Genomic DNA, 21606 nt, shown 5'->3' with positions numbered 1-21606 from the left:
CAATTCCAAGGAAAGCGTGAAACAGTTTTCCCGGGAAAAGCGCGCAGCGCTTTCCCTGGGGAATTGCGTCAAATCAGAAATCCGCAGCGGCTCGGCGTTTCCCTGAAACGATGAACGCCGTGGAAGCGCCGTCAGGGGCCATCGAGAATGAATGAGCCCGCCACCCGTTCGGCCTCATCAGCCAGCGGTGCCCATTTCTGCTTGGTTTGCTCGACCGTGTCGCCTGTGAGCCCACACGTCACGAGGCCGAAGCGCATACCGCGGATCGAAAGCACGACCTTGGCATAGCCAGGGAAACCGGCGTTGCCGTCGTCGATCCGGAAATCCATGTCGGCCATGCGTGCCGGATAGCCATCCGGGAACCGTATCAACTTGTCGCTGCTGAAAACGGCAGAGGCGAAGGCGGCTCCGACCATCTCCTGCCAGGCTTCCACTGACCAGTCCGTTTCCATGAATGCCTTGGGATCGGCCGGCGAACCGGACGCCTGCGGGTCGTAGCGGCCGACCGATACCCGGCAGGTAAGGCCCTGGTCGCCGGACTTTACCTTCAGCCGCATCGTCTCGCCGGAAGGCGGCTCGTTGGTCCATTCCTCCGGAAAGGTCAGCGAGAACCCGTTGTCGTGGTCATGGACGGTCTTGTCGGCGGCATTGGCCGCCGAGGCGCAGAACAGCAACGCGACAGCCATGGCCGGAAAGCCGATACGCATCACTGGTGCTCGCTGGATACCATGACGAGATTTGTGCCCTGACAAAGGCAGCTATGCCGCCGCGACGATAACACGGCAAGGTGAAACACGCCGCCTTTTCCTTGCCATAAAACCGACCAGTGTGGCATCAGGCATGCGGTCGTCGGCCACGAGGCAGGGCCACCGGGTGGGGAAAATCGTTCAGAAAGCTGGCGCGGATAAAAATGCGAGCCGTTCTTGCCATCCTGCCGCTGCTTTTGGTTTCCGCATGCGCCAATCCGTGGGCGAAGGTGCCGGAAGCCGAATTGCCCAAACCGATCCGCTACGCCATGGCCCGCCCCTCGCCTTTCGTCATCGGCAATTACTGCGGCCCCGGCACCCGCACCGGCGATCTGTCGGCCCGGCCGGTCGACCGCCTCGATGCGGTGTGCCAGACCCATGACGCCTGCTACATCGCCCGCCACAATCATTGTGACTGCGACGGCGCGCTTGTCGCCTCGGCCAGGGCAATCCGCGATGACAAGACGGCGCCGCGAAAAATGCGAGGCGAGGCGGAACTGCTGATCGCCACTTTCGCCATCCCGGTCTGCAAGGTTTTTCCGCAAGGCTTCATGCCGCCGCGCGACCCGGCGCAGTTGAGCGCCATGAAGGCCGGAGCCACCGGGTGAACCGCCGCGCATCCGCCATCCCTGCCGTGTTCGGACTGGTGCTCATCGCCCTTGCCGGCTGCGCCGGCGCAAGCCGCGATGCCTGCGACCTCCTGCCTGGCCAGCAGGCCTGCACACGGCCCTCGCTGTCGGCCAGCACGCCCGGGCCGCAGGTGGCAGCGTCGCAGTATTTCGGCGATGCCGGCACCAACGACTATGAAAGACGGTTCCTGGCACTGCTCGCCCACAACCAGCTTGGCGCCATGGATCGGGCCAACGGCACCGGCCCTTTCGGGCGCGACCGCCGCGATGTCCAAAATCGCGACTTCCAGGCGACCTATTCGACGCTGCAGCAACTGGCCGGACCGGTCGCCAAGGCGCATCTGCCCCCAGCCGGTGGCGGCAGCGGCGAAGGCCAATTCGCCGGACGCTGGCGGGTCTCGCGGCAGACGCTCTACATCGATGCGGCCGCGCGCGCCTCGGCACCCAAGACTTTCGATTTCTCCGGCCTGCAGGCACGCAGCACCGAGATCGTCGTGCGCCAGGCCGGCAGGCAGCCTGCCGACATCGAGGGCACCTGCGACGGCGCATTGGCGATCCGGGCCGCCGGAGCGTCCCGTACCATCGCCGCCGGCACGACATTCCGCTTTCGCCTGTCGGGCGAGGACGATGCGGTCAGCCTGTTTCCCGGCGACAGCCTGAGCCGCTGCACGGCGAGGATCCGTTCCAGCCTTGACCCGGCAGGCGCTCCGCTCGCCATCCGGCGCGAAGAGACCGCCGATCCGGCACTCGCCAGCTTCGACAGCCGCTACCAGCGTTGCCCGGTTCCCGACGGCGCCGGCCTCGATGCGCTTGAGCGCGCCTTCTATGCCAGCCGCTGGCTGTCGCAGACCTGCGCCATGCCGATCGGCGCGCCCAGGCTGCTGCGCAAGTCGCGCGAGGGCTTCAACGCCAAGGTCGAGGCGCTGATGGGCGCGCCGCTGTCCGATTCGGCAATAGACAAGGGTGACCCGGAACTGCCGCTCGATTTCTCCAGGGCGCCAAGGCTGAAGCTGATCTATCTGTCCTCGCTGGAATTCAAGGCGGACTTTTCCGGCCGCATCATCGAACGGCTGATCCGCCATCATGCGGCCCTTGGCACCAAGGTGCGCATCATGGTCACCGATGTGCTGGAACGCGACAAGGACGACGCCATGCTGCACCGGCTGGCGGCCGAGTTCCCCAATGTCCAGCTACAGGAATACCGCTGGCGCGCCGATCGTGGCGCGCCGATCGACGAGCAGATATCGCAACTGCACAAGACCCATCATATCAAGATGCTGGCGACGCTGGCGCAGGACCCCGCGCGCTCGCGCGTCATCATCGGCGGCCGCAACATCCATGACGGCTTCCTGTTCCACCAGCCGATCGATCTGTCGCGCTATCCGGACCTGCAGCAATACGGCAAGACCGACGGCTTTTCGCTGAACTACTATTCGAACTGGAGCGACTTCGACATCGAGTTCGCCGACAGGCCGACGGTCGAGACGCTCGCCGCGCATCTGTCGACGATATGGCTGCGCGACGCCGACACCAACCTGGCGCGCCCCTTCTCCATCCCGGTTCGCGCCGATGGCCGCCCCTTGGGAAACGCCCGGCACTTCATTTCCGTGCCCTACGAGGACGACCATGCGCTGGAAGGCTATTTCGTCGAGCTGGTCGACGCCGCCCAGCACCATATCCAGATCGTCAATCCCTATCTCAATCTGACGCCGAGCCTCGCCCAGGCCTTTGACCGGGCGCTCGCCCGCGGCGTCAAGATCGACATTGTCGGCCGCATCGATCTCAAGGGCGATATCGGCGGCAAGTTCCTCACCGCGCTCAACAAGCTGTTCGTCGAGAAATATGGCGACCGCATCGACATCCGCGAGTTCAAGGCGCCGGACGTGGTGCTGCATTCCAAGATCATGATGATCGACGAAAGGCTGGTCGCCATCTCCTCGGTCAACCTCAACAACCGCAGTTTCTTCCACGATTCAGAGAACGGCATGATGGTGCTGGATCCCGCCTTCTATGTCAGGATGAAGCCCATATATGACGACTATCTCGCCCACTCGAACCCGGTTTCCACCGAGGTGACGATCCCCTGGGCCTACCGGTTGCTGTTCGATGAGACCTGGGTCAGGCAGGCGTTCTGATGCAATTCCAGAAAAAGTGTGAAGCGGTTTTCCGTCCGGAATTGCATCCACCCAAGAGATGTCGCCCAAAAGTGGCTTGGGACAACGACATGCCGAAGGAAGCCCGCCCCTATTTCAGGTAGCGTTCCTGCGCCAGGGCACGGGCGTCGATGTCGGGCACCCGGTTCGACATGATGTCGGCAAGCACCTTGGCCGAGCCGCAGGCCATGGTCCAGCCGAGCGTGCCATGGCCGGTGTTGAGAAAGAGATTGGAAAGCTCGGTGCGGCCGATCAGCGGTGGCCCATCCGGCGTCATCGGTCGCAGGCCGCACCAGAAGGTCGCCTCGCGCATGGCGCCGGCGCCTGGAAAGAGATCGCCGACCGAATGTTCGAGGGTGCGGCGCCGCGATTCATGCAGCCTGAGGTCGAAGCCGGAGATCTCGGCCGTGCCGCCGACGCGGATGCGGTCGCCCAGCCGGGTGATCGCCACCTTGTAGGTTTCGTCCATCACCGTCGACACCGGTGCGAGGGCCGCATCCTTGATCGGCACGGTGATCGAATAGCCCTTGACCGGATAGACCGGGATCGACCGCTTCATGCGGCGCATGAAGCCCGCCGAGTAGCTGCCCAGCGCCATCACATAGGCGTCGGAGGCCTTGAAACCCTTGCTCGTGCTGAGGTTGGCGATGCGGTTACGGCTGCGGATGACGCGGTATATCGTCGTGTCGTACTCGAACTTCACGCCCCGCGCCACGCAGAGTTCCGTCAATTTGTCGGTGAACATCTTGCAGTCGCCGGTCTCGTCGTGCGGCAGCCGCAGCCCTCCGACGAATTTCTCGCGCACGCCGGCCAGCGCCGGTTCCGCCGCGATGCAGCCGGCCGGGTCGAGGATCTCGTAGGGCACGCCATATTTCTTCAGCACATCGACATCGCCAGCGGTGCCATCAAGCTGCTTTTGCGTGCGGAACAGTTGCAGCGTGCCCTGGGTCCGCTCGTCGTAAGTGATGCCGGTCGCCTCGCGCAGCGCCTTCAGCGTGTCGCGGCTGTATTCGGCCAGCGGCACCATGCGCGACTTGTTGACCGCATAGCGCTCCGCCGTGCAGTTGCGCAGCATCTTGACCAGCCATGTCCACATATGCGGATCGAAAGCCGGCCGGACTACCAGCGGACCATGCTTCATCAACAGCCATTTGATTGCCTTGAGCGGAATGCCGGGCCCAGCCCAGGGTGAGGCATAGCCGGGCGAAATCTCGCCGGCATTGGCAAAGCTGGTTTCCAGTGCCGAGCCTTTCTGGCGATCGATCACCGTCACCTCATGGCCGGCCTCGGCGAGATAGTAGGCCGTGGTCACCCCGATGACGCCACTGCCCAACACCATGATCTTCATCGTTCACTCCTTGCGCGCCGCACGTCCCCAGGACGCCGTGGTCGCGACCGCATTTCTCGATTTGCGCATGATCCCAGGTGAAAATCGATGCCGATTTTCCAGAACCATGCGCTGTGGCCCATTCACGCCGCCGAGGGACCGGGGTCGTCGTCTTCTGTCTGCCGCATTCGGGCCGTCTCGCCAAGAGGCCGCCAGTCGGCTTCGGCGCTATAGACGAGAGTGAGCCCGTGCGGTCGCCGTCCTTCGGCCCGGTCTTTCTGCCTGACCGCGCGTCGGGCAGCCTCCGGCTGGTAAAGCACGGCCTTGATCAGGACCGACTCCCGCCGGCCATCGGCGTGTTCGATCGAAGCCGTTTGGCCCTGCGTCATGCCAAGCATGCAGAGACCGCGCCTGGTTGCCACCGACAGGCTCGAGCCGACCGGCCCGCGCACCTCGTTCTGCACCAGGGTGCGCGTCTCGGCGTGACCGGCATCGATGCTGAACACCACCCTGCTGTTCAGCGTAACGATATCGGGGCCGACCGAATCGATCGGGACGACATCGGCGCTTGAAAGCTTGTGTTCGAGCATGTGCACGATCGGATCCGCGAATGCCCGCCGGCGTTCCAGCATGACTTCGAGGACGGCGAAGTCCTTCGTCGTCAGGCAGCAATTCGTGCTCGTCATCACCGCCTCCACGATCAGCGCCGCTGCTGGCCGGAGGCCGGCAAGTCGACGGCTTCGATGGTCACCGACAGTTCCCGGCCGCCACGACTGCTCCAGCATACCGCCTGCCCGATCGCCGCTCCGATGAGCGCCGTTCCCATCGGCGTCAGCACCGAAATCCTGTTTTCGGCAATGTCGGCTTCGCCGGGATAGACCAGCATGATGCGCTGGGTATCGCCTCCCTCGGCGCGGACCGTCACGATCGAACCCATGCGCACCACGCCGGGCGGCATCGCCGCCGCGTCCGTGATGACGGCCCGGTCCATTTCCGAAAGCAGTTCCTCGGCCGTCTCGGGGGCACGGTCGAGCGAGGCTCTCGCCAGGCCGGTCAACCTGTCATGGTCGGTGTCGCTGATCAGTATCTGGCTGCTTGGGCGCAGTCTTGTTGCATGTTGCATGGCAAACCTCATGGATCGGCGCGTCGAACGAATGCGCGCTTGCCGCCGCACTGGCGGCGCTACGAAAAGCCGCCAGCGGCAAAAGGCTGGACGGCTTGATGGTGATTTTGGATGTATGGATGCCCCGGTACGGACGGACGCCAAAAGGCGGCCGCGCCGGGGCTACGATCCCGCGATCGGGCAGACCCTGAACAAGGTTCTGATGTAAGCGAGGTTGCTCATGCCCCGAACCTTGCCGACAGGCGCCCGCTTGTCAAGCGTGGCCAAACCGCTCAACCGCCGACATAGTGCCGATGAAAGCGGGGACCAAGACTGGCAAGGATTTCATAGCCGATGGTGCCGGCATGGCCGGCGGCATCGTCGACGCTCTGCGAAGGACCCAGCAGCTCGACGAGATCACCCTCGCGCAGTCTGCCGGGCGGCAGGGCGGAAATGTCGAGAATGATCGAATCCATCGACACGCGCCCAAGGAAAGGCAGGCGTATGCCTTCGAACCAGGCTGCCGAAGCGGAACGTCGCAGCCAGCCATCCGCATAGCCGAACGAAATCGTCGCCAGGCTCAACGGACCGTCCGCGTAGTAGGTGTGACCATAGCCGATACCGGTGCCTTTTTCGACCCGGCGCGTCTGCGCCACCTTGGCCCGCAGCCGCACCACGGGCAGCATTGGATTGGGCGCGCCTGGCGTCGGGTTGATGCCGTAGAGCGCCGCCCCCGGCCGGGCGAGACCATAGTGATAGCGCTGACCAAGAAAGATGCCGGAGGAGTTGGCAAGCGAAGCAGGCACCTCGGGCAGCATGGCCCGCAGCCGCTCGAAAGCCAGCCGCTGCTCTTCGTTGGCCGGATGGCGCGGTTCGTCGGCGCAAGCCAGATGGCTCATCACATATCTGACGTCGATTCCATCGAGCGCGCTGGTATCCTTTGCGAGCGCCTCGACCTCGGCTGGCGCCATGCCAAGCCGTGACATGCCGCTGTCGACCTGGATGGCGGCCGGGAGCCGGCGCCTGGCATCACGCGCAGCCACGCTCCAGGCTTTCAGCTGCGCACCGCTGTTGATCACCGCGCACAGTCCGGCCGCCACCGCTTCCGGCTCGGAACCCGGCGGCAGTCCATTCAGCACGTAGATTTCCGGTTCGCTCCCAACCACCTCGCGCAGCGCGATGCCTTCGGCCAGCAGCGCGACGAAGAAGATGTCGCAGCCTTCCTTCATCAAGGCCGATGCCACCCGCGCGGCGCCGAGACCATAGGCGTCGGCCTTGGCCACGCCGGCGCAGCGCACGCCGCCCAGCCTTGTCTTCAGTCGCCGGTAGTTTTCGCGGATCGCATCGAGATCAATGGTCAGGATTGCTCCGGCCGCCGCTTCACTTATGGCAACAACGTCCTCGGGCAGCAATTTTATGGGGGCGTCGTTCATGGCGACCCTCCTTGTGGCGCATAAGCATCAATAGGACCGCTGGGCCGGCGCGGCAACTGCGGCCCTTCGAACCACGGCCGCCACCCGTCCAGCTATGGCACGAGGTGCCGGAACGCCGCCACCACGTCTTCATAGACCTTGCGCTTGAACGGCACGATCAGGTCGGGCAGGTCCCGCATCGGCCGCCACGACCATTTGTCGAATTCGGCGGTGTGGCCGCCCGGCGGCGGATTGATCTGGATCTCGCTGACATCGCCATGGAAGCGGAAGGCGAACCATTTCTGCGTCTGGCCGCGATAGCGCCCTTTGAAGGCGATGCCGACCAGGTGGTCCGGCAGATCATAATTGATCCATCCCGGGGCCTCGGCGAGCAGCGAGACGCCGCGCATGCCGGTTTCCTCATAGAGCTCCCGCTCCGCTGCCTGCAGCGGCTCCTCGCCCTTGTCGATGCCGCCTTGAGGCATCTGCCAGAGCTGCGTCGTGCCGGCAAACTCGCTGTCGGGCTCAGCGATGCGATGCCCGACCCAGACCAGGCCCTCGCCATTGAGGATCATCAGCCCGACACAGGGACGATAGGGTAGCGTTTCGCGGTCGACCTTTTTCGTCTTCGCCATTATCTGTGCTCCGAGGGGTTCGCGGCCAAGCGTGGCTAGCCTTTTTGCGGGTCTATCGCCACCGCTGAAATCGGCACGATCTCGATGCCGCGCTTCTTGGCCTCGGCAATCCAGGACGAAACGGTGTCGACGGTCAGGTCGAAGGCCGAGCCGATGCCGACGGCGGTGCCCTTGGCCCGCGCGGTGGCTTCGAGACTGTCCAGCTTCTTCAGGATGGCGCCGCGATCCTGCACCGCGTCGATCGCGGTGTCGCCGGCGACGAAGGGCACGCCGTCCTTCAGCGCGAGGTCGGGAGCCAGGCTGCGCGCCGACGAGCCATCGTCGACATAGGCAAGCCCCCTTTTGCCGAGTTCGGCCATGAACGGCTCCATTGCCGTCGAGTCAGCGGAAAAGCGGGCGCCCATATAGTTCATGACACCGGTATAGTTCGTCGTCCGCGACAGCGCCCAGTGCAGGTTCTTCAGGTTCTCCTCGGCGCTCGCCGCCACCGTCAGCGTGTTGCGCCCGGGATTGACGTTGGGATAGTCGAACGGTTCGAGCGGCACCTGCATGACGATCTCGTGGCCGCTCTGTCGGGCGGCCTGCATCCAGCGGCCGATGCTGTTGCCCTGCGGCGCGAAGGCCAGAGTCACTTCCGGCGGCAGCTTGGCGATCGCCGCCTGGGTGCCGGTCTGCGACACGGCAAGCCCGCCGATGACGATCGCCACCCGCGCCCCGCGCGCCCCGGACCATGGCCGCGCATAGACATCGAACGGCCGCCTTCCATCGGTGGAGCGTATCGGCAAGGGTCCGCTATCGCTGGCTTCGATCAGCGCCTTGTCGGGAAGATGCGCGATCTTCAGGTTCTGCCCGATGCTCGAAGGGTCGCGAATGACGATGGCTGCCTGCGGAGGACCATCGCCCTCCTCCTTCTGCACATGGATGATCTGCGGCCCACCGGTCTTGGCTGGCGTTTCAACCTTTGGCGCCGCGACCGGGGCCAAGGCGGATGGCGCGGCGGCGGGCTCGGCCGCCGTCACTTTCGGTGTCGAAACGGCGACCTCTTGCGGCTTGCGAAACGGCTTTTCCCGCAGCGCGATCGCGGCCGAAACGCCGACCACCGCCAGCACGACAAGGCTCGCCGCGACAATGCCCGCGTTGACCTTGCCGGCGGCGCGCGGCGCCCGGACGGTCTGTCCAAGCGGGCGTTCGATGTCCTTGCCGATATCAGCCAAGCCCTATCCCCGGAGCGCACGGTGCCGAAGGCGACCCCTTCGGCAGGACATGCGCAAATTCATCAACCCCGGCGCACCCCTGGCGCCATATCTGGAGGCCTCGCCTTGCCCCGAATCAAACTGCCGGAACCTTTCGGCCCCGGCAGCATCGCATTGCTTGGTTCAGGCGGCCAGACCGTTGCTGGCCGTGAATTTTACTGGTTGAGCACGGCCTTTTCCGGATTGGGCGGGAAGGCCGGATCGGTCTTCTCGCCGCGCAGCAGCTGCTCGGCGAAGATCAGCTGCAGATCGTCCTTCGGATCCGGCGGCACATAGGCCGCCGAGCCCGAGCCGGTCGAGCTCTCGTCGGCACCCTTGATATGGCCCTTGAGGTCGGACTCGCCGCGCGTCAGGTCCCTGCCCTGCAGTTCCGGCGGTAGAGGCTGGTCGACCTTGATGTCGGGCGTGATGCCCTTGCCCTGGATCGACTTGCCCGATGGCGTGTAATAGAGCGCCGTCGTCAGCCGGAGCGCGCCATTCTCGCCGAGCGGAATGATGGTCTGCACCGAACCCTTGCCGAAGGACTGCGTGCCGACCACGGTGACGCGGCGCAGATCCTGCAGCGCGCCGGCAACGATTTCGGAAGCGCTGGCCGAGCCGCCATTGACGAGCACGATCATCGGCTTGCCGTTGATGTCGTCGGTCTGCTTCGGCTTGGCGTCGAAGCGGGTGACGTCCTTGGGATCGCGACCCCGCGTCGAGACGATCTCGCCGCGCTTCAGGAAGGCGTCGGACACGCTCACCGCCTGGTCGAGCAGACCACCCGGATTGAGGCGCAGGTCGAGCACATAGCCCTTCAGCTTGTCGTCCGGCACCTGCTTCTTGATCGTGTCGATGGCGTTCTCGAGGTCGTCATAGGTCTTTTCGGTGAAGGAGGTGATCTTCATGTAGCCGATGTCGTTCTCGACCCGGAACTTGACCGCCTTGACCTTGATGATGTCGCGCACCACCGTCAGCTCGATCGGCTTGTCGGCGCCCTGGCGCAGGATGGTGAGCTTGATCGGCGTGTTGACCAGGCCGCGCATCTTCTCGACCGCGTCGTTGAGCGTCAGGCCGCGGACTTCTTCGCCGTCGATCTTGGCGATGTAGTCACCGGCCAGCACGCCGGCCTTGGCGGCAGGCGTGTCGTCGATCGGCGTGATCACCTTGACCAGGTCGTTCTCCATGGTGACCTCGATGCCGAGGCCGCCGAACTCGCCCTTGGTTTGCACACGCATATCCTGCGCCTGTTCGGCGTTCATGTAGGAAGAGTGCGGATCGAGCGAGGAAAGCATGCCGTTGATGGCGTTCTCGACCAGCGACTTGTCGTCGGGCGGCGTGACATATTGCGCCCGCACCCGCTCGAAGATGTCGCCGAAGATCGCCAGCTGCTTGTAGGTCTCCGATCCCGCAGCGTTCGCCGACGAGCCAGGAGCACCATAGACAAGGCTCATGGCGGACGCGCCCATCAGCGCACCGGCAAACAGAAGCGACAGTTTCCGCATCATTTCACGTCCTTCCAGAAAAACGGTCCGCCCACCATGGGGCCGGATCGACGGGTTTTCCATCCTTGCGGAACTCGACATAGAGTTCCGGCGTGGCATTTACATTCTTCGAAACCGAGGTGCTTGCCACCCGGGCCTCTCCCATCGCGCCGACCGGCTCTCCTGCGAGCACCGACTGGCCAGTCACGACGCTGATTCTGCTCATCCCCGCCAGAACGACATGATAACCGTCGCCGGCATTGAGGATCAAGAGTTGACCATAGGAGCGAAACGGCCCCGCATAAAGCACATTCCCATCCGCCGGCGCGGTAACGATGGCTCCCGATTGTGTCGCAAGCATGTCGCCAAGCATCACTGCGCCGTTACCGTCATCGGCGCCGAAACGGCGCTTGATGCGGCCGGTGACCGGCAGCGCGATCTGCCCCTGCAGCGCCGAGAACGGGGCCGTCGCGGTGAGCCGGTTGCCTTCGGGGACAGGGATTGCCGCCAGCGATGCCGTTGTGTCGCCGCCCGTCTTATCGTCACCCGCCTGGCCCGCGGCGGCCGCCTTGGCGGCATCAGCGGCCTTGCGGGTCTTGTCGGCCTGCGCTTCGAGCGAGGCGATCAGGTCCTTCAGGCTGGAGGCCTTGGCCGCCAGTTGCTCTGAACGCTGCTGTTCGGCCGCCATTTGCGCCTGCGTATCGGCCTCGAGCTTCTGCTTGGCTTCGAGCAGCATGCCGAGCCGCTTCTTTTCCGCCGCCTGCTCGCCGACCGCTTCCGTCAGCCGCGCCCGTTCGGCCTCGATCGAGGCCGTCACCCGGGTCTGTTCCTTGAGGTCGGCCAGCAGGCTGTCAGTCTGCTGGCGCAATTCCGGCACCACGGCGCCGAGCAGGATGGCGCTGCGCACCGACGACAGCGCGTCCTCCGGCTTGACCAGGATCGCCGGCGGCGGGTTGAGTCCCATGCGCTGCAACGCGCCCAGCACTTCGGCCAGCACGTCGCGCCGCGCCACAAGCGAGGCGCGGATCTTCTGTTGCTGGCCCTTCAGCCCCTCCAGCTTGGCGCCGATATCCTCGATATCCTGGCCAAGCTTCTGCTCGGTCATCGCCGACTGGATCAGCGCGGCGGTGATGGAGGCATGGTCCTTCTTGACCGCGGCGATATCGGCGGCGAGCTTGGCCAGCCGTTCCGACGACAGCGTTATTTCCTTGGAAACCTGCTCGTACTCGGCGCGGCTCTGGTCCGGATCGGGCGCCATGTCGAGCGTGTTTTCGGCCCGCGCCGCGTGGAACGACAAAAGGATAGCCATCGCCGCGACGCCGCAACGCGCGCGCCCGAAGCGCCCGGTTGATGAGCCCCTTGTTAAGCCCGGTGTCGATTTCCAGCCTTCAGACATTCCCGGTCGATTCTATCCGCGGCTTCGTTAACGAACCATCAACCATGTTAACGCCTGTCGCCCAAAACCGCTCGGTTGTCCCGGGATAGCGGCATGCACATGGAAAAATAGTCTCCCAGCCCGATCTCGCGCGGGATTGGGGCGGAATTCGGTGCGATCCGGGAGCTTTCAGGATCGGTGATAGGGGTGGCCGGACAGGATCGTCGCCACCCTGTAGAGCTGCTCCCCCACCATCACGCGCACCAGCTGATGCGGCCAGGTCAGCGCACCGAACGACAGCACCAGATCGGCTTGGCCGCGCAGCGACGGGTCGTGACCATCGGCGCCGCCTATGGCGAGCACCACCGCCTTGCGCCCGCCATCGCGTAACTGTCCGATGCGATCGGCGAAATCCTGCGAGGAAAGGCTCTTGCCGCGTTCATCGAGCAGGACAAGGGCCGTGCCCGGCTGCAATTGCGCCTGCAGCCTGGAGTTCTCGTCGCGCTGGCGTTCGCTGGCGCTTTGCGCGCGGCCCTCGGCAATCTCGGTGACCCCGGAGAATTCGAGCCCGACCGCGGGCCCGCTCTTGGCGAAGCGCTCGAAATAGCGGTCGGCCAATTCCCTCTCGGGGCCGGCTTTCATTCGGCCCACGGCATGAACTGAAATCTTCATCCCGCCTCTATAAGCCGTTAATGCATGTCACCCAAAGGCGAAATCCGACGTCCGGGCAACGACACAAAGCAGCTTAGTGAAGGGTCTCTTCCTCGAGATCCGGCGCCTGCCACATCTTTTCGAGATTGTAGAATTCGCGGACTTCGGGGCGGAAGACGTGGACGATGATATCGCCCGAATCGATCAGGACCCAGTCGGCGCCGGAGAGCCCCTCGACGCGCGCCGTGCCGAGGCCGGCATCCTTGAGCGCCTTGAGGAGATGGTCGGCGACAGCCGAGACATGACGGTGCGATCGGCCCGACGCGACAACCATATAGTCGCCGAGGCTCGATTTCCCCTGAATGTCGATTGAGACAATATTTTCGGCCTTGGAGTCTTCCAGACTGGCAAGGACTGTCTTGATGGCGCGGGACACGGCGTCGTCTACGCTTATCCCGGCCGGCGAAGGCATGATATCGGCCTTCTTCCGCAGTGCTGTTCTCAGTGTATTTCCTTTCGCAGCAAGAACAACCAAATCACCCCCAAAAGCAGGTGACACCACTTAGATAGGCAGAGTTCCCTGACAGTTTCAAGACGCAGCCCCGACTCACGCGAACTCACCGATTGCCCGCTTGTTCCATGCGGCACGCAAAAAAGATCGGAACCCAGGCGTCCCGCAGCGGTTATCGGCTGACCGACCAACCGGAATCCCGCCATGCCGATCGACCCGCAAGACACCCTTCTCACCGTCCAGGCTGGCCTCGCGCAGCTCAGCACGCTGATCGTCTCCTATTCCTTCTCCGCCATCGGAGCCGTCATTCTGCTGGTGGTCGGCTACATCGTCGCCGGCCTCGCCGAGCGTTCGATCTTTGCAGGCCTGGGTCATATCCACGGTTTCGATGCGACGTTGCGGCATTTCTTTTCCAAGATCGTCCGCTACGCCATCCTGATCCTCGTCGTCATCATGGTGCTCGGCCAGTTCGGCGTGCAGACCGCCTCGATCATCGCCGCCATCGGCGCCATCGGCCTCGCCATCGGGCTGGCGCTGCAAGGTACGCTGCAGAACATCGCCGCCGGCATCATGCTCCTGGCGCTGCGGCCGTTCCGCATCGGCGAATCCGTCGAGGTCGGTTCTATTGCCGGTTCGGTCGAGGAAATCGGCCTGTTCGCCACCAGGCTCAGGACCGCCGACGGCCTCTACATCCTGGCGCCCAATTCGACGCTGTGGAACCAGCCGGTGCGCAATTTCTCGCGCAATGGCGTGCGCCGCGCCGACATCAGCCTGAGCATCGGCTCGTGGAACGATATCGACGGCGCCCAGAAGACATTGCTCGCCATTGCCGGCGCCGAGAAACGCATCCGTCGCGAACCGGCGCCGATCGCCTTCGTGGCCAGCCTCGGCGACACGACCGTTTCGCTCACCTTGCGCTACTGGACCTCGGCGGCCGACTATTTCTCCACGAACATCGACATGACGAAACGCGCCAAGCAGGCTTTCGACAGCGAGGGCATCTCCATTCCGCTGCCGCCACCGGAAGCGCCGGCGCCCGAAGCTCGCAAGCAATAGGGCAATTCAGCCCGGACCGTGTGCGAAAGGACCTCAGTCCCTGGCCCGGTCTTGCGGCTCGTCGGTGGCGAAGGCGAGTTCGACGGGCAAGGGCGCTTGTGCCGACATCGGCGTGAAACTGCCCGTGGCGGCCGCAGGGACCGGCCGCGCCGCTATCACCCGCCACAGCACGAACAAGCAAAACAGCGCGGCGATGATGATTCCGACATAGATGAACGTCGCGGTGCCGAAAACCACCGAAAGTGCCGTGACGATGCCCGGGACGACGAAGCCGGCCAGCGACCAGGCAAACAGCATCGAACTCGACAGGGCAAGAAGCTCATCCTTCCTGGCGCGGTCGGCGGCATGCGCGCTTGAGAGGGAGTAGATCGATTCCGCCGCACCGTCCCAGACCAGGTAGATCACCACCAGGACCATCAGCGCACCGCCGTCGAACACGATCGCGAGCACGCTGGCCACGATCGCCAGCATGGCAGTGCCAGCCAGCACGAAGCGCCGATCCGTGCGGTCCGAAATCCAGCCAAGGGGGATCTGCAGGATCAGCGTTCCAACGGGCATCGCCGACAGAAGCAGCGCGACATCACCTTGCGTGTAGCCCTTGGCGGTGGCGTGTATGGGCGCAAAGCCCGAGATGATCATCGACAAGCCGCCGACCGCCAGCATACCGGCGACCCCAACCGGCGAAATGCGCCATGCTTGCCGCAACGCGACCGAAGCCGCCTGCGGCGCTGGCGGCTGGGCAAGGCGGGTCATGCCGACGGGCAGGATCGACAAGGCCGTAAACGTGATGCCGATCAGAGAGGCCGCGGCGGTGTGGATGTCGACAATTGCAAGTGTCGCATAGCCTACACCCAACCCGGCAACATAGGAGACGTAGAACACCGCCATGACGCGCCCACGTATGGCATTGGGCAGCGCGTAATTGAGCCAGCTCTGCGCGACGATGAACAGACCGCATATGGCAAAGCCGTAGAGGGCGCGCGCGCCGATCCACAGCAGGGGATGCGGCCCGGCGCCGATCGCGACATTGGAAAGCGCGATCAGCGCTGAAAGCACCATGAAGGCGCGGGCATGGCCGACCCTGCGCACCAGTGGTCCGGTGAGGATGCATCCGGCGAGGCCGCCGGCCGACAGGCCGGTGACGATCAGCCCGGCCCAGATCGGATCGAAACCCTCGACGCCGAGCCGAACCGGGATGTAAGCGAACATCAGGCCGTTGCCGATGGCGATCAGCGCCATCGACATGATTACGCTTGCAATCGCGATCAGCGGCGTGGGCGCACTGCTATGCTCGCGGTCGGTTTCGGTGCGGTTTTCATCGAGAATCGGCATGTCCGCTCAGGATTGCCTGGGAAACCCTGCCAAGGGAGCAATAAAAGCGACATGACAGCGGCGGCGGCCGCGGTAGAGAGAAAACACATCAAGCGTTGGTTGCGAGCAGCCTTCACGGTGCTTGAACCGACGCTTTGCCGGCCAACCTCCTGCGCAACATGTCGATTGGGTATCGAGGCGTACCTTACGGCACGGCTGCGATCAAAAGGAACATGACGAATATTCCAAGGTGGATCGCACCGTGCAGCGTGGTCGTTCGGCCCGTGCCGAGCGTGAGAGTGCTCACGAACAAAGTGAGTATCAGCAGAACCATGGAAGACGGCTCAAGCCCTAGCGTCAGTGGTCGTGCGGTCAATACCGCCAGGGCGGCGACCACCGGGATCGTCATACCTATGCTCGCCAGGGCGGAACCGAGGACCAGGTTGACGCTGTTCTGGAGGCGGTTGAGAAGCGCGGCGCGGACGGATGCAATTCCTTCCGGGAGGAGCACGACGGCCGCGATGACGACACCAACAACTGCATGGGGCAAACCGGCGGCTTCGACCGCGTCGTCCAGCGGATGCGAAAGCACCTTTGCGAGCAGAATGACCAAAAGAAGCGACAGCGGCAGCAGCACGATGCTGGCCACGGTTTCCCTGGAGGATGGAACGCGGTGCGGATGGTCGTTGCCGTCGGATTCGGCTGACGCCACCTCCATGAAATAGTCTCGGTGCTTGATGGTTTGTACAAAAACGAAGATGGCGTAGAGCGCCAGGCATACGATCCCCACACCCATGACCTGTACGGTCGAGAACTGCAGGCTCGCGCCGGCCTTTACGAAAGCCGGAAGGATGAAAACAATCGTTGTGAGTGTACCGAGCACGCCGAGCGCCGCCGAGGTCGCATTGACCTGGAATGCCTGCTCGTGATGTCTGCGCGCCCCGAGCACCAGAGATAGGCCGATCACGCCGTTGAGTACGATCATGATCGCGGAAAACACCGTGTCTCGAGCGACCATCTCGCTGCCGTTCGCGCCGGAAAGCATTATGGACACAATGAGCCCGACTTCGAGGACGGTCACCGCGACCGCGAGGATGATGGAGCCCATCGGCTCACCAACCTTCAGCGCCAGCATCTCCGCGTGATGCACGGCTGCAAAGACGCATGTCCCCAGTGCAATCGCCGCAAGGGCTAGTACCGGCACGGATTCAGGCAGGATGTGCGCAAAAATCAGCCCAGCCAGCGCCGCCGCGATTGCTGGGGCCGCTATCGACCAGAGCGGAATCTTGTCGGCATTGTTGGTGCTCATGATCGACAGGCACGGCCTTCGGACAATCCATCGGACTGGATCGCACTCATCGGGGACCCGACATCGTCATCGGTTGGGCACAGATCATCAGAATCGCCAAGTCGCCCCCAGCACCGGTCCGGACAATCGGGAATCGAAGACGTGACCGCCGGACTCGTAGTCGACACTGAGCACCTTGTAGCCGCCCGAGACGGAAAGATGGTCGTTTATGATGTAGTTGGCGGTTGCCAGCACCTGCCAGGTGGTTTTGGACCCGACGTCGAAGCCGCCGACATCCGCCTGAACCTGCGCCGAAAGTTTGTCCGTCATCCTGAGAAAGGCGCGCGCGCCAACGACCGGATCAGCCCATCCAAAGCTTTCCTTGTAGCTGCCCGACAGCCCTGCCGCCTGCACGGTCACCCGGTTGGAGATATGCCAGAAGCGGACACCGCCCAGCGCATCCAGGGTGAAGGCTGGACTGTCATAGACCCGATAGCCGGCCTGCAGCGTCGATGTGAATTCCTTGGTGTCCACGCTGCCGCTGATGCTGGGGATTTGCGGCAATGGCGGGGGCAGGGGCGGAAGCGGACCAGTTGCTTTCTCGTCTGTCGTGTCGACATACATGGCGTCGGCCGAGAAGACGAAACGGTCGTAGCGCCCCCATACATTGATGAAGCCGCCAATGTTCAAATCATTCATGACGTCCGAGAATGATTTGTCGACACCAATGGTCGGGGCCCTGCGGAAAGGCGATATGTCGCCGCTGATGCCCGCCGCCCAGAGATAGGGCGTGACCTGCAGGGCCCAGTTCTTTTCGCCATCCGCGGTCGTGTCGGCGCTTCCCGCAAGCACGTCGGCCGCCCTTGCTTCCATGGAAACGAAGGCGGAGACGGCAAGCATGCCTATCCCAAGGATTGCTCTCAAGATCATCCCCCCAGCGTGTTCTTGTGGATGTGCCCATCCTTCATGATGAGCTTCAACGTCCGATCCGGATTTGCGATGAGGGAAATGTCCTCGAGCGGATTGCCGTCGACGATGAGCACGTCGGCATAGGCGCCCGGTTCGATGTGTCCGAGTTTTCCAGGATACGGATTGCGTGGGCCGGAAAGGCCGGCAAGCTCGGCATTGCCGCTGGTCAGCAGCCGCAACACATCGACATTTTCATACCACCGGCTGAACTTGGCGAGTTGCTTTCCCTGTGTCGAGGTGCCTTTCGGGTTGAACAGGATATCAGTGCCCAGGGCCATCTTGATTTTGTATTTGCGCCCGAGCTCGACGGCCCGCGCCGTACCTTCGGCGATTGTCTGCTGCTGCGCACGCTGTTCCGGCAAGGCGTAGGTGTTGGCATCCTCGTCGGCAAGGAAGGGCTGGATGCTCCACCATGCGTCCGCACCGGCTATGCGTTTGGCGGTCTCCTCGTCGGCGAGTTGGCCATGCTCGATCGACTTCACACCGCTGGCGATCGCACGCTGCACGGCCGCGGGCGTATAGGCGTGGATGCACACATAGGTGCCCCAGTCTGCCGCCGCGGATACGGCAGCCTTCATCTCGGCTTCGGTGTATTGCACAGCATCGATCGGGTCGTAGGGCGAGGCGACGCCTCCTCCGCCCATGATCTTGATCTGGCTCGCCCCCAGCATGAGCTGCTCGCGTACACGGCGCAGCACTTCCGCCTCGCCATCGGCGATCTCGGCGATGCCAGCCTGTTCCGCCAGGCTTGCATTGCTTTGCGGCGTGCGCGGCAAATCCGTGCGCATGCGGAAGTCGCCATGCCCCGAAGTTTGCGAGATCATGGCGCCGGAAGGATAGATGCGGGGACCCACCAATCGACCTTCATCGATGGCGCGCTTCAATGCGAATGACGGACCACCGACATCACGAACCGTCGTGAAGCCGCGCAACACTGTCCGCTCGGCCTCTTGCGCGGCGACGAGATGAACATACGGGACGTCGGCCGTCATGGCCGCGACCTGCGAGATACCGGCAAGCAAGGCATGCCAGTGGGCATCTATCATGCCCGGCATCAGCGTGCCGCCCGCGCAGTCGATCACCTCGGCATCGGCAACCGTTTCGCTGGCGCCAGGCAGTGCCTTGATCGTCTTCCCGTCGATAAGGACAGACTTGCCTTCGATGAGCTTGCTTGCCTGGCCGTCGAAAATCCTGGCATTGCTGAGCAGGATCGGCTTACCCGCGGCCTGCGCGAAGGATGGAGATGCAAGGCCGAGCGCCGAAGCACCGAACATCCCGGCGATGCCGGAAAGAACAGAGCGGCGTGAAATGTCCTTGCTCACTCGATCGAAGAGGTTGAGTGCGAGCGGACTATGACAAGGGCAGTCCAACCCGTGCGCCAAGCCCCCATACCTGTTGCCGAAACTAATTCTCACGACAACCTCCCCGCCGAAAAGAGGTAAAAATTGATGTAGGCAACGCTCGCACGCGATCAACTGTATCGCCGACGAACTCGTCTTTGATGACAGAGGCACGGTAGCCCGTCAATATAAGCTTGCGATAGCAGCGAACACTGCCGGATCGCTCACTTACTGTTGAGCGCTGTCGGTGATGCTGGACCAATTACCGCTTTGCCATCTTCCGGATCGCACTCGACGACAGCGACGAGCGCGGGCCGTGGATGAAGGTCCAGGCCGGCGCCTTCATGCGGGCGAGTAGCGGCGCGTCGCCTTCATCGATGCGGGCGTAGTCGAAGGTCTTGGCGACGACCGACGACAGGAACGACAGCGTCGCGCCCGGCCGGTCGATGACCGCGATCGGGAAAGTCAGTACGATTTCGCGCCAGCGCTGCCAGCGGTGGAAGTCGCGCAAACTGTCCGCGCCCATGATCCAGACGAAGTCGACGCCGGGATTGCGCGCCTTGACCAAGGCCAGCGTGTCGGCGGTATAGCGCACATGATGCGCCGCCTCGAAGGCGGTTACCTTGATTTTCGGGTTCTTGGCGATCCGCTCCGACAGCTGCAGGCGCTCGGCCAGCGGCGCCAGCTCGCGCGTGCTCTTCAACGGATTGCCCGGCGTGACCATCCACCATAACTGGTCGAGCGCCAGGCGCCTGAGCGCAATCTCGGCGACCAGCGCGTGTCCGGCATGCGGCGGGTTGAACGAGCCGCCGAACAGGCCGACGGCCAGGCCTTTTTCGGCATGCGGCATTTTCAGGTAGGCGGAGGGGGCGGTGTGTTCGGGTTGCGAAAGCATGGTGCTAGGCGCCCCCCTCTGTCCTGCCGGACATCTCCCCCTCAAGGGGGGAGATTGGCAGCTTTATCGCAGGAGCAGTTCTTGCAACTTCCGTGACTGGCGAAACCGGAAATAACAGCCGATCTCCCCCCTTGAGGGGGAGATGCCCGGTAGGGCAGTGGGGGGTCCGCGCGCGCAACGCCTCAGGCTCTAGCAACGCGCTTCAAGGCCTCACCTGTCCCGACCCGCGCACGCGGTATTTGAAGGAGGTCAGTTGCTCGACGCCGACCGGCCCGCGCGCATGCATCTTGCCGGTGGCGATGCCGATCTCGGCGCCCATGCCGAACTCGCCGCCATCGGCGAACTGCGTCGAGGCATTGTGCAGCAGGATTGCCGAGTCGATCTCGTTGAAGAACCGTTCGACGGCTCGCGCATCCTCGGCGATGATCGCCTCGGTGTGATGCGAGGAAAAGGTCTCGATATGCTCGATGGCACCACCGATGCCGTCGACCAGCTTCACCGCGATGATGGCGTCGAGATATTCCGTCACCCAATCGGCATCGGTCGCCGGCTTGGCGTCGAAAAACACCTTCAACACCTCGGCATCGGCATGGATTTCGCAGCCGGCGGCGCGGAGCGCGTCGAGGATCGGCACCAGATGGGTTGATACCACCGCGCGGTCGACCAGCAGCGTCTCGGCCGCGCCACAGACGCCGGTGCGCCGCATCTTGGCGTTGACGGCGATCTTCACCGCCATGTCGAGATCGGCGGAGCGGTCGATGTAGAGATGGCAGATGCCTTCGAGATGGGCAAAGACCGGCACGCGCGCCTCGCTCTGCACGCGCCCGACAAGGCTTTTGCCGCCGCGCGGGATGATGACGTCGAGCGTACCGCCAAGCCCCTTGAGCATCTCCCCGACAGCGGCGCGGTCGGTTGTCGGCACCAGCTGGATGGCGTCTTGAGGCAGGCCGGCGGCCTTCAGGCCTTCGACCAGGCAGGCATGGATGGCGGCGGACGAATTGAGCGAATCCGAGCCGCCGCGCAGGATCACCGGATTGCCGGCCTTGAGGCAGAGCGCGCCGGCATCGGCCGTAACGTTCGGCCGGCTTTCATAGATGACGCCGACGACGCCGAGCGGCGTGCGCACGCGCTCGATATGCAGGCCGTTCGGCCGGTCCCACTCGGCGATGACGTCGCCGACCGGATCGCGCAACGCGGCGATCTCGCGGATACCATCCGCCATGGCGCGGATGCGCGCCGGATTGAGCTTCAGCCGATCCATGAAGGATGCGGAGAGCCCCGATTCCTCGCCATTCGAAATGTCGATGGCGTTGGCGTCGAGAATGTCCTGTTCACGCGCAACGATCGCGTCCGCCATGGCAAGCAGCGCGGCATTCTTGGCGGCGGTGGTCGCGATGGCCAGCGGTCGGGCGGCAGCGCGGGCTCGGCGGCCGATATCGGCCATCAGCGCCACGGTATCATCCCCGGATTTTTCATGCAGCTTCAGCATG

Annotated in this window: 20 protein-coding genes; 3 read left to right on the top strand and 17 right to left on the bottom strand. The window is 63.8% G+C overall.

Going from position 1 to position 21606, the window contains the following annotated elements:
* Positions 1–131 precede the first annotated feature (131 nt).
* Positions 132–707 (bottom strand): hypothetical protein, encoded by a 576-nt coding sequence (locus AC07UC_RS07090; RefSeq protein WP_494904841.1) that lies wholly within the window; start codon positions 705–707, stop codon positions 132–134.
* Positions 708–910: 203 nt separating this feature from the next.
* On the opposite strand from AC07UC_RS07090, the gene AC07UC_RS07085 reads away from it, so the two are divergent.
* Together AC07UC_RS07085 and AC07UC_RS07080 are read left to right on the top strand one after the other, a co-directional pair.
* On the top strand, positions 911–1354 hold the full coding sequence (locus AC07UC_RS07085; RefSeq protein WP_140776576.1) for a phospholipase A2 family protein: 444 nt from the start codon (positions 911–913) through the stop codon (positions 1352–1354).
* Positions 1351–3510 (top strand): phospholipase D-like domain-containing protein, encoded by a 2160-nt coding sequence (locus AC07UC_RS07080; RefSeq protein WP_494904839.1) that lies wholly within the window; start codon positions 1351–1353, stop codon positions 3508–3510. Before AC07UC_RS07085 ends, AC07UC_RS07080 begins: the two co-directional genes overlap by 4 nt.
* A gap of 109 nt (positions 3511–3619) precedes the next feature.
* Here the strand turns inward: AC07UC_RS07080 and AC07UC_RS07075 are convergent, their stop codons facing one another.
* The 10 genes from AC07UC_RS07075 to rsfS form a co-directional block, all read right to left on the bottom strand.
* Entirely contained in the window at positions 3620–4876 is a 1257-nt protein-coding gene (locus AC07UC_RS07075; RefSeq protein WP_494904837.1) for a D-amino acid dehydrogenase, read from the bottom strand.
* Positions 4877–4998: 122 nt separating this feature from the next.
* Positions 4999–5541, bottom strand: a complete 543-nt coding sequence (locus AC07UC_RS07070) for a GreA/GreB family elongation factor (protein ID WP_494904835.1) — start codon at positions 5539–5541, stop codon at positions 4999–5001.
* Between the two features lie 14 nt (positions 5542–5555).
* Positions 5556–5978, bottom strand: a complete 423-nt coding sequence (gene rnk, locus AC07UC_RS07065; protein ID WP_494904833.1) for a nucleoside diphosphate kinase regulator — start codon at positions 5976–5978, stop codon at positions 5556–5558.
* 272 nt (positions 5979–6250) lie between these two features.
* Entirely contained in the window at positions 6251–7390 is a 1140-nt protein-coding gene (gene alr, locus AC07UC_RS07060) for an alanine racemase (protein ID WP_494904831.1), read from the bottom strand.
* Positions 7391–7482: 92 nt separating this feature from the next.
* Complete coding sequence (locus AC07UC_RS07055; RefSeq protein ID WP_202325516.1) at positions 7483–8004, bottom strand: RNA pyrophosphohydrolase; 522 nt, start codon at positions 8002–8004, stop codon at positions 7483–7485.
* A 35-nt stretch (positions 8005–8039) separates the two neighbouring features.
* Positions 8040–9218, bottom strand: a complete 1179-nt coding sequence (locus AC07UC_RS07050) for a divergent polysaccharide deacetylase family protein (RefSeq protein ID WP_494904829.1) — start codon at positions 9216–9218, stop codon at positions 8040–8042.
* Positions 9219–9412: 194 nt separating this feature from the next.
* Positions 9413–10744: a S41 family peptidase gene (locus AC07UC_RS07045; protein ID WP_181180143.1), complete on the bottom strand. Its 1332-nt coding sequence runs from the start codon at positions 10742–10744 to the stop codon at positions 9413–9415.
* Position 10745: 1 nt separating this feature from the next.
* Positions 10746–12116: a murein hydrolase activator EnvC family protein gene (locus tag AC07UC_RS07040; RefSeq protein WP_140776592.1), complete on the bottom strand. Its 1371-nt coding sequence runs from the start codon at positions 12114–12116 to the stop codon at positions 10746–10748.
* A gap of 168 nt (positions 12117–12284) precedes the next feature.
* Positions 12285–12767, bottom strand: coding sequence for a 23S rRNA (pseudouridine(1915)-N(3))-methyltransferase RlmH (rlmH, locus tag AC07UC_RS07035; RefSeq protein WP_494904827.1), 483 nt, complete (start codon positions 12765–12767; stop codon positions 12285–12287).
* Between the two features lie 73 nt (positions 12768–12840).
* Positions 12841–13218 carry a ribosome silencing factor gene (gene rsfS, locus AC07UC_RS07030; protein ID WP_023766075.1) on the bottom strand — a complete coding sequence of 126 codons (378 nt, stop codon included), beginning with the start codon at positions 13216–13218 and terminating at the stop codon, positions 12841–12843.
* Positions 13219–13461: 243 nt separating this feature from the next.
* Between rsfS and AC07UC_RS07025 the strand changes: the two genes are divergently transcribed.
* Entirely contained in the window at positions 13462–14313 is an 852-nt protein-coding gene (locus AC07UC_RS07025) for a mechanosensitive ion channel family protein (protein WP_494904824.1), read from the top strand.
* Positions 14314–14346: 33 nt separating this feature from the next.
* On the opposite strand, the gene AC07UC_RS07020 is transcribed toward AC07UC_RS07025, so the two are convergent.
* The 6 genes from AC07UC_RS07020 to AC07UC_RS06995 form a co-directional block, all read right to left on the bottom strand.
* The gene (locus AC07UC_RS07020) at positions 14347–15645 is read right to left on the bottom strand and encodes an MFS transporter (RefSeq protein ID WP_494904822.1); all 1299 of its coding nucleotides are present in this window, start codon (positions 15643–15645) and stop codon (positions 14347–14349) included.
* A gap of 184 nt (positions 15646–15829) precedes the next feature.
* Positions 15830–16933: a calcium:cation antiporter gene (locus tag AC07UC_RS07015; protein WP_140776600.1), complete on the bottom strand. Its 1104-nt coding sequence runs from the start codon at positions 16931–16933 to the stop codon at positions 15830–15832.
* A gap of 87 nt (positions 16934–17020) precedes the next feature.
* Positions 17021–17812 (bottom strand): hypothetical protein, encoded by a 792-nt coding sequence (locus AC07UC_RS07010; RefSeq protein ID WP_494908908.1) that lies wholly within the window; start codon positions 17810–17812, stop codon positions 17021–17023.
* A gap of 26 nt (positions 17813–17838) precedes the next feature.
* Positions 17839–19203 (bottom strand): metal-dependent hydrolase family protein, encoded by a 1365-nt coding sequence (locus tag AC07UC_RS07005; RefSeq protein WP_494904820.1) that lies wholly within the window; start codon positions 19201–19203, stop codon positions 17839–17841.
* Positions 19204–19483: 280 nt separating this feature from the next.
* On the bottom strand, positions 19484–20071 hold the full coding sequence (locus AC07UC_RS07000) for a nicotinate-nucleotide adenylyltransferase (RefSeq protein WP_494908907.1): 588 nt from the start codon (positions 20069–20071) through the stop codon (positions 19484–19486).
* 247 nt (positions 20072–20318) lie between these two features.
* On the bottom strand, positions 20319–21605 hold the full coding sequence (locus tag AC07UC_RS06995) for a glutamate-5-semialdehyde dehydrogenase (protein WP_494904819.1): 1287 nt from the start codon (positions 21603–21605) through the stop codon (positions 20319–20321).
* Position 21606: the final 1 nt, after the last annotated feature.

This window comes from Mesorhizobium sp. GW821-FHT04C10 (assembly GCF_059420305.1).
The sequence above is the reverse complement of the archived record's forward strand: the minus strand, read 5'-3'. Positions and strand labels throughout refer to the sequence as shown.